Origin of the sequence: Mycobacterium sp. (assembly GCF_049673265.1) — a bacterium.
GTDB lineage: Bacteria > Actinomycetota > Actinomycetes > Mycobacteriales > Mycobacteriaceae > Mycobacterium.
On record NZ_JBATXN010000542.1, the window covers coordinates 1 to 5,753 of the forward strand.

Annotated in this window: 2 protein-coding genes and 2 pseudogenes; all 4 read right to left on the bottom strand. The window is 68.9% G+C overall.

Annotation, left to right across the window (positions count from 1 at the left end):
• Positions 1-315, bottom strand: a pseudogene (locus WBF82_RS18515) (hypothetical protein); the annotation flags it as partial.
• Positions 316-370: 55 nt separating this feature from the next.
• On the bottom strand, positions 371-943 hold the full coding sequence (gene sigM / locus WBF82_RS18520) for an RNA polymerase sigma factor SigM (protein WP_424384412.1): 573 nt from the start codon (positions 941-943) through the stop codon (positions 371-373).
• Positions 944-1,000: 57 nt separating this feature from the next.
• Complete coding sequence (gene murJ / locus WBF82_RS18525; protein WP_424384413.1) at positions 1,001-4,726, bottom strand: murein biosynthesis integral membrane protein MurJ; 3,726 nt, start codon at positions 4,724-4,726, stop codon at positions 1,001-1,003.
• Positions 4,723-5,753, bottom strand: a pseudogene (locus WBF82_RS18530) (hypothetical protein); the annotation flags it as partial. The gene murJ and the pseudogene WBF82_RS18530, both read right to left, overlap by 4 nt.

Sequence of the window (5,753 nt, forward strand, 5' to 3'; positions counted from 1 at the left end):
GCGGACGGTATGCGCCGCGCCCGTGCGGGAACGTTCCGGCCGCTCGGCGCGTAGCGCTGCGGCAACCCCGTCGACGACGCTGGGCGCCACGTCCGGAGCCGACGACGCGTCGGTGTCCAGGGCCGCGACATCGCGACGGACGCGATTGAGCGCGGCCATCGTCTGCTGGGCGTCTGGGTCTGCGCGGACTCGCTTACGCAGCCGGGCGGCGGTGTCGTCGTCGAGTAAACCTGCCTGCAGGTCGGCCAAGGCCTCCACGGTCAGCGGGGGATCGGCGCCCGCATTGTCGCTGTTATCCGGCCCAACTCCGTCCATCCGCCTCAGTGTCCGTCATCGCTATCCCGAACGCCACGCACGGCGCGCGGGTCGGCTAGCCAGCCGGGCGGTGGGGCGCGCTGTCGGTTTCCAGGTAGCCCAGGATCGTGGCCAGCCGGGCCCGGGCGCGGGCGCAGCGACTCTTGATGGTGCCTTCGGCCACCCCGAGCATCGCTGCGGTGTCGGCGACCGAATAGCCGTGCATGTCGACCGCAACCACCGCCGCGCGCTGTTCGACGGGCAGTCGCATCAATGCCCGATGCACGGCGATCGCGGTGTCCACCTGCGCGGTCCGATCGGCGACCGGGTAGACGTCGTCCAGCGCGGTGGTCAAATGAGACTTGTTGCGGCGCAGCCGGTCCAGGCATGCGTTGACCACGATGCGGTGCAGCCAACTGCTGACGGCGGCGTCATGGCGAAAGGAACCGGCGCTGCGGTGTGCCGAGACCATCGCGTCCTGCAGCGCGTCCTCGGCGTCCTCAGGGCTGCGGCTGGTCAGCCGGGCAACCCGGTGCAGCTGCCCCTGGTGGCGGTAGAACAGCTCCTCGAAGGCATAGCGGTCGCCGGCGACGTGGGCGGCCAGCAATTCGGCGTCACTGCGTTGCTGAACTTTGCGCCCGAAGCCCACGGCCGGACAGTAACCAATCGGTGCATACCCGGCACTTCACCCGATCGGGCCGGTGCGTCAGGACGCGGCTTGAACCGTTAACTCGGAGATGCCCGAGCGGCTTTCGCCGTTAGTCGTCCCCAAAGTCGGAATCCAGACCAGCAGATACGAGGTGGGGGCCGAGGACTTGACCGGGATGCTGTTGCGACCCGGATGCATCGCCACCGGCTGAGTCAGCGCCGTGGTGTTGTCCAACTTGGCCGGCGTCGCCGTCGCCGACGAGCGGATCTGAATTTTAGTTCCGGTGCTGGCCAGGTCGACTGTTACCGCGCCGACCACGGTTGGTTTTGGCAGCTGCAGCAGCAACCCGACGCCGGCTTTGAAGCTCGGGAACGGGACGGCGTCATGGTAGGTGTCGGTGTCCCACGCGGTGGCCGCGTTGCCGTCGATTGCGAGGGCGGCTTTGCTGGGGTTGTCGGCCTCTTGGCCGGGGGAGAAGACTTTCACACTCACCGGCTTGACGACGCTACCCGCCGCTGCGGTTTCGCTGGAGCTCGAACTACCCGACGGCGCGTTGAGACCCAGCTGGTCTTTGTCCAGGCCACTGACGTCGCCGAACATGTGGCTCAGCACTGATGCCAGGACCAGTAAAGCCACCACGATGATCGCGGCTCCAGCGCCGACCCCGATTGTTACGGCGCGGCGCCGACGGACCCGTGCCTGCGCTTCCTCCAGCGTGGGCGGGCGGGAGCGGTCCGGCCGGGCGGGCTCCGGCGGCAGGTCGGGCAGTGGGCTCAACAGCTCGGTGCGATCGGCCACCGCGGTCGCCTGCTGTAGCAAGTTCAAAAGCGTTGCCGCACTGCGTATCCCGCCGTCACCCTGAATGGAATGGGTGGCCGCCGCAGAAATCTGGTAGGGGATGGCGCGGTCGATCGAGCTCGGTTCGACAGGCTGACCGCCCGGTTCGCGCGGCGCCGGGGCCATCTCGCCGCCGACGCCGGTTTCCGGTAGCGGCCAGCGGTTGACCAGCAGCGCGTAGAGGGCGGCGCCGATGCCGCGGATGTCATCCTCGGGGGTGGCGTGGGGCATGGTCGCGGGGAAGGCCAGCACCACGTCGCCTTCGATGCTGACCCGCACCCGGCTGGGATGATCGATCGACAACGCGACACCGGCGTGGTGGGCCGCCTCGGCGGCGGAGGCCAGCGTTTGCATGGCGCGGGCAGCGCCGACGGCGGACGGCGAGGTGTCGGCGACCTCCTGCAGCGAACCGCCGCGGACCCATTCGGTGACCACCAAACCGCCGGTGCCGGTGTGGACGACGTCGAGCACCCTGGCGATCCCGGGTTTGTCGACGCGGCTCAGCCGCATGGTGCGAGACAGGATGTCGCGCACTTGGTCGTCGGCTAGCGCTCCGTCTGGGTCCACGAACGTCAGTGCCACCTGCCGATCCAGCGCGGTGTCGAGTGCTTGCCAGAACTGCAGGTGCGGGGCACCGCCATGAAAGACCAGTAGCCGGTAGCGACCGCGGGCAATGCTGGCACCGGGAACCAGCGGCGGTTCGTCTTGGTTTGACGAGGCTGGCGCCGACGGATCACGCGAGGCGTCGAAGCCCATCGGATCGGCGGGATCTGCCGGGGGTTCGCCGTTGGGCCGCGGAGGCGGGTCTGGCGCTGCGACCACGTCGGGCTGGAAGTCATCGACGGCCGGTGACGATGCGGGCCGCGAAGCGGCGCGAGGAGGAGGCGGCCCATCAGACGGGGAGGATGCCGGGCCGGGGTCGACGTCGGAGACAGCTTTGGATGAGGTGCTGTCCGATGGGCCGTCGGTCATCCCCGGTCCTTTCCCCATCCCTTCCCCGGTTACGTTCTCCGGAAGCCCGCGCCGGATGGGTTCTCGTGCCGGATATCCCCGCGGCGTAGACGAATTCCTTTGCTCAGGGTACGTGAAGCTGCCGGGACGGAACAGCTGATCGGATGCCGCTGGTTTGCCAGCGGCGACGTTGCGCGGCGGGCCACCAGGGCGCGCAGCCGGCCTGGGTTGGCCACTAAGCCAGCCGCGAATTGCCGCCAGCGCCGCCTGCGCCTCGGGTACCCGCGCGCGCACCATGACCGCGGCCACGATGGGCGACATGATCACCGCGAGCACGAACAGCCGCAGGAGCGAGCCGGCGCCGCCGGCGTAGGCGGTCAGCCTCCGCATCCCCATCAGCTCGTCGACCACGTGCGCGATCAGCCCCGCGAGCAACGACGCGGTGATCGTGACCAGGATGGTGCGCATCTCCGCGAGGCCGAGCAGGTGGCCGCCGGGCGGCCGCAACGCGTTGCGCAGCAGGTAGTAGCCGACGATTGCGCCCGCCAAAAATCCCAAACCGTTGGCGAATCCGAGGTAACCGGCGACCAGGTCGGGATTGTCGGTCAGGTGCGGCGCCAGCAGCGAAGCGCCGATCTTGACGGTCGTGATGATGATGATGATCACGATCGGTATCCATGGCTGTTCGCGGGCGTAGAACACGCGCAGCTCCAGCAGCACGATCGCGTAGGGGATCAGCGTGAACGCCGACAACGCGATCGCCATGCCCAGGTAGCCGGCGTCGACGTCACCGAAGTGTCCGTAGGCGAACAACGCACTGCCGATCGCCGGCCCGCCGACGGTCATGAACGCCACTGTCGGAATCAGCGTGATCATCGTCAGGCGGCTGGCCAGCGAGAGGTCGGCCAGCACCGCGGGGGTGTCGTCGGCAGCGGCATTGCGGCTCAGCCGCGGCATCACCACGGTCAGCACGGTCACGCCGATCATGCCGAACGGCAGCATCAGCACCAGCCAGGTGTAGTTGTAGATCGCCGGCCCGGAAGCGGCTGCGGTGCTGGCGATCTGGTTGGTGACGATCAGACCGATCTGGCTGATCAGCACGTAGAACACCATCGCGGCGGCCATCGTGCCGAAGCGTTTGAGCCGATCGTCGATTCCCCACAACGGGCGAAGGCTGATGCGCTGACGCCGGATTGCCGCCAGCAGCACCACCGTCTGCGCGACCACTCCCAATGTGGTTCCGACGCCCAGCACCAGCAGCTTGCCGTTGCCCATCTGCACCGGGTCCACCGACAGTTGCCCCGGCGTGGCCAGGTAGGCGCCCAGCGTGGCGATTGCGACGACGTTGTTGACGACGGGCGCCCAAGCCGGCGGCCCGAAGACGTTGCGGGTGTTCAGGATGGCCATCAGCACCGAGGACAGGCCGTAGAAGATCACCTGTGGCAGCAGCAAATAGGCGAATGCCGCGGTGAGCGGTTCGTTGACCTGAGGGTTGCGGCCCAGCATCAACTGCACCAGCAGGGGAGCGGCGGCCACCGACAACAGTGTGGTCACCAACAGCAAGGTGGTGGCCAGTGTCACCAAGCGCCGCACGAACGCCGCACCCCCGTCGGCGTCATCCTGCTCGGCCCGCGCGAGTACCGGCACGAAGATCGCGGTGAATGTCGCCTCCAGCACCAGCGCGGCGACCAGGTTCGGCAGCTGGTTGGCCACCGAGAACGCGCTGGACAGCGCCGCACCCAGGATTGCGGCCAGGATGACGATCCGGGCAAACCCGGTGAGGCGGCTGATCAGGGTGGCGAACGCCATTCCCCACGAGCGCGAGACCAGTGCGGCGTCGGAGAGCTCGGGACGATTCTGTGGCGGTGTGCTCTGCGACGACACCAGCCCCGTCGGCGGCAGCGGACCGGTCGGCGGCCCCGGCCGGTGGGGCCGGCGCTGGCGCGCGACTGGTGGCAGCGCCGGTCGCGGCGACGAGCGACGGGCGGAGCTCATCGGCTGTGCTCTTCGTCGACGAGACGATCGTCATCGGCGAACGGCGTGTCCGCGGGGTCTGGCCGGTCCAGGTCGGCGGGGTCTGGCTGGCCACGGAAGCGGTGCCACAGCCGTCGTCCCGCCAGCGCCACCAGCACCGCCGCCGCGCTCAGCGTGATCGCGAACAGCACCTTGCCGTAGGCGTTGGAATGCACCGACAGCCGCACAGGCTCGCCCAGCGGCACACCTGCCGGGGTGTGCAACGTCACGTCGATGGCCACGCGCTGGGTGAAGTTCACTTCGATCGGTACGCGCAGCGGCAGATATCCCGGTGGCAACTCCATCTCGCCGAGATCGGTGACGCGCATCCCTGGCGGGGCTTCGACGTGCAGACGCACCCGGATCGGAACGCCCAGCCCGTTGTGCAGGGCCAGCGGGAGCGGGCTGTGCTCGGTCGCCAGCGTGTAGGACCCGGTCGGGTTGACGATGGTGACTGCGCCGAACAGGTCATTGATTGCGGTGCCAACGATTCCCAGGCGCCGCTGTGCCAACCCGTTGCGGGTGTCGGGCCGTTGGGCCTGGCTGACCGTACGCAGCATGTCCTCGCGCAACGGCGCGGTGTAGCCGACACCGGTCAATCCGGTGCGGGCATCGGCTGTCAACGCCGCGGTCAGCCCCGCTAGCCGGTTGACTTCGTTCGCGATCGTGGCGACGACGCGGTTATCGAACCGGCCGCGTTCGCCAGCCTCGGCGCCCGATCGCGGCAGCGGCGCAGACGCGGGCGGGGTGGCTGATGCGTCGGCGATCAGCGCCGGCAGTGGCCGCGGCACCGCCAGCCCCGAGCGGATCGCGGTCGCCAGTGTGGACAGGATGGCCCCCGCGTCATCGGACCGAAGTTTCCAATTGGTCGGCGGCAACAGCACTTCGGCGCGCGGGGTGACGCGCGGCTGCAGCGTCCGCCACAGCACCGAGCCCAGCGCGTCCTGGCGGCGGGCGGTCTCGGAATCGTGCTGAAGCCGAACCGCGAGCGCAGCGTTCAGGTAAGTCG